The sequence below is a fragment of the Arthrobacter sp. HMWF013 genome (assembly GCF_003061105.1).
Classification (GTDB): domain Bacteria; phylum Actinomycetota; class Actinomycetes; order Actinomycetales; family Micrococcaceae; genus Arthrobacter.
This window is the reverse complement of sequence record NZ_QAIQ01000686.1, coordinates 1-2,759: the sequence shown is the minus strand read 5'-3', so window position 1 is coordinate 2,759 and position 2,759 is coordinate 1. Positions and strand designations below refer to the sequence as shown.

At 63.1% G+C, this 2,759-nt stretch carries 3 protein-coding genes and 1 pseudogene; 1 reads left to right on the top strand and 3 read right to left on the bottom strand.

The annotated features are described in order from the left end of the window. Positions 1–18: 18 nt before the first annotated feature. Positions 19–810 carry a ZIP family metal transporter gene (locus tag DBR22_RS22255; protein WP_108600770.1) on the bottom strand — a complete coding sequence of 264 codons (792 nt, stop codon included), beginning with the start codon at positions 808–810 and terminating at the stop codon, positions 19–21. A 101-nt stretch (positions 811–911) separates the two neighbouring features. Here DBR22_RS22255 and DBR22_RS22250 point away from each other — a divergent pair, with 101 nt between their 5' ends. Then, on the top strand, positions 912–1,229 hold the full coding sequence (locus DBR22_RS22250; RefSeq protein ID WP_108600769.1) for a hypothetical protein: 318 nt from the start codon (positions 912–914) through the stop codon (positions 1,227–1,229). Between the two features lie 68 nt (positions 1,230–1,297). Here the strand turns inward: DBR22_RS22250 and DBR22_RS22245 are convergent, their stop codons facing one another. Then, complete coding sequence (locus DBR22_RS22245; protein ID WP_108600777.1) at positions 1,298–2,038, bottom strand: YqjF family protein; 741 nt, start codon at positions 2,036–2,038, stop codon at positions 1,298–1,300. A gap of 112 nt (positions 2,039–2,150) precedes the next feature. Beyond that, a pseudogene (locus DBR22_RS22240) lies at positions 2,151–2,759 on the bottom strand (hypothetical protein); the annotation flags it as partial.

Below are 2,759 nucleotides of genomic sequence, written 5' to 3'. Positions count from 1 at the left end.
GGGCAAGTAGCCGGTGTTTTAGGCGAGCGACAAAACGAACGCCAGAACAAACCCGGCGGCGGTGCTCAGCGCCACCGCCGGGCCGCCGTGCTCAAAGGCTTCCGGCATCAAGGTGTCTGCCAGCGATGCAATGACAGCGCCTGCGGCAAAGGCCAGCGGCAGCGAGATCGCCTCAGGATCGGTTCCGGAAAGCGGTCCAGCGCCGACCACGACGGCCACTACCAGCAGCACCGCGCAGGCGCCCCACAGCCCGATGATGCTTCCGGCCGAGCGGCCTTGGGTCCGCATGGAGGCAGCGCCTACCAGGGCCTCCGGAAAATTGGACACAAAGATGGCGGCCAGCAGAGCCAGGCCGCCGGTTCCTTCACCGAGGGATACCCCTAAGGCCACGTTTTCGGGCACACCGTCCAGTGTGACTGCAGCCAGGAGGGCAACTCCTGCGGCGCCGCGGGTTGATTCAACAGTTGCGGGTTTGTCAGCCGCCGCTGCGTCGGTATCGAGCTTGGCGCTGCCCTGGAACTCGTCCGCTGGTGTGGCTTTGGCGCCGGGCTGGGCCCAGCGGTCCAGCAGGGCGCTGAGGGCGGTGAACACGATGGCTCCCACCATCAAACCAATCGCCGCCCTCAGGATGCCCCCACGCTCGTAGGCGTCCTCGAACAACTCGAAGGTCAGGGCGGTGATGAGGGCTCCCGCGGCGAAGGCGAGGAGCATCGCCAGGAGGCGCTTGGGGAGTTCGAACTTAACACCGATGAAGGCACCCAGAATCAGTGCACTGGATGCTATGGCGCCGAAAACCAGCGACATCATCATCCCGACAGTATAGGAGCGGGATGCTTTGGGAGGAACCTATATTTGCAGGTCAGGGGTATAAACGACTTTCGGGGCTGGGGACTTTCTGAAAGGCTGGAACCATGACGTACTTCCTGGAATACACCATCCCTGCCGCACCTGATGCAGAGTTTGAGTTTCCCCACGACGAGATCAACCCCGGGACAACGATTCCGCTCTCGGAAACCGATGCCGACGTTATTCACGCACCCGAACTGCCAGCCCGGACCGGCATCGTCGGGGCCACGGCAGCGGAAGCCAAACTCGAAGCAGAACAGCTCATCACGCACAGCCGGGCAACCGAGGGAGAACTGTTTTTTGACCCCTCCAACTCCCTCCAGGCTGGTGTGGGAACCTTGGTGGCCACGTTTGTCGAGGGTAGCGGCTGGCTGGACGCGTAGACGCCTGATGCCCGCCGGTAGGTGACGCGCTGATGGTGCCCGTCCTCCCGGAGGGCGGCGTCGGCGAGCTAGGTACTCACAACCCTCGGCCGGCCGAACTGAGTCCGAACTCCCGGCGAGAAAAGGACCGAGTCCGGGGGACCAGCCACAACCATGCCGGCAGCGCTGACGAGTCCGTCGTCGAGCCTGATCAACTCGGCCTGGTGCAAGGGCCAGGCCGAGTGCGTGTTGGGGATATACAGCGTGCGGCCACGGAAGCTGGTGTGGAGGCCAAACCTTGCGGTGAGGTGTATAGACAACGGATCGGTGACGACGCTGTCCAATTCAGGTACAGCTGCGAACTCGCTACTGGCGCCACCCCGAAACCGCCGGACAGAGTAGCCTGTGGAACCGTCCGACTCTGCGGAGTGGAAGCCAGTTCTGGACCAGACGTACGGTATTCCTGCTGCTCGGGCTGTGAGCACCACCGCCAGCCGGTCGGCATCAAGGCTCAGGAACACCACGCCTCGAGTGCCATCCGGTTCACGGGAGTAAAGACGGACATTGACCTCGTTGAAATCTCCGAAGAATGGTATAGCTGGGCCACGGCCGAGGCCGGCCTTACGCATCCGAAAACCTATTAGGCCCACCCAGGACGAACCGTCGTATACATCGGGCATCACTCCGGGCGGCATGAAGGCGGCTGCGGTTGCCTCGGGCACGCGCCAGTGCAGGAACAGGGCATCTGTCCAGCGCTGGTCCATGATGATGGGACCAGGCAGTTGCGGCGCTTCCGGCCACGGATCAGGGCTACTCAGCTGGGGATTCATCATCGCATCCATCTTTTCATCCTGCATCCCTGAACTACGGTCCGGTCTATGCTCGGGCATGTCAGGTCTATGCGCGGGCATGTCAGCCTAGCCGCAATTCACCAGCAGATTGTCACGTTTGTAGTAGCCCGGGTTGCCGCCGTCCCGGGAGTGGCTCGTCGGATTTATCGCCGTCGCTGTGAAGATCGCGGGACAGCACCATTTGTTGCGGCACCATTTGTTCGCCACGTGCCCTGTTCGTGGCTCTGTCCTGCCCCGTTTTTGTGAGTGCTTCCGGTAACCGTGGTGGTTCCCAGTCGGGTTGTTCGCTGGCGTAGTGTCTGCCGGTGGGTGAGATCCAGCCCGGTGGTTCGGTCTTGGTGGCGGGTCCGGGTGTCCAGCCTGTGGTGTGCCTGAGCTTGTGATGCTTCGGGCAGGGCTGGGCGAGGTTACTGATCCCGGTGGCCCCGCCGTGCGCCCACGCGAGGAGATGGTCCGCTTCATTATCCAGCGAGGCGCTGCTGCAACCCGGGAACGGGCACTTCCCATCCCGCATCCGCAGCCATTGGCGTTGGGCCTTGGTGACCCGGTAACTGGTCCGCCCGATCTCCAACGGCGCACCATCCCTCGTGTCGATCAGAACCCGGTGGAACGAAGAAGCACCGTCCGCGATGAGCCTGCGTGCCATGGTCACCGGGATCGGACCGTACCCGTCCAGCATCGCCGGTTCATCCGTGGCACC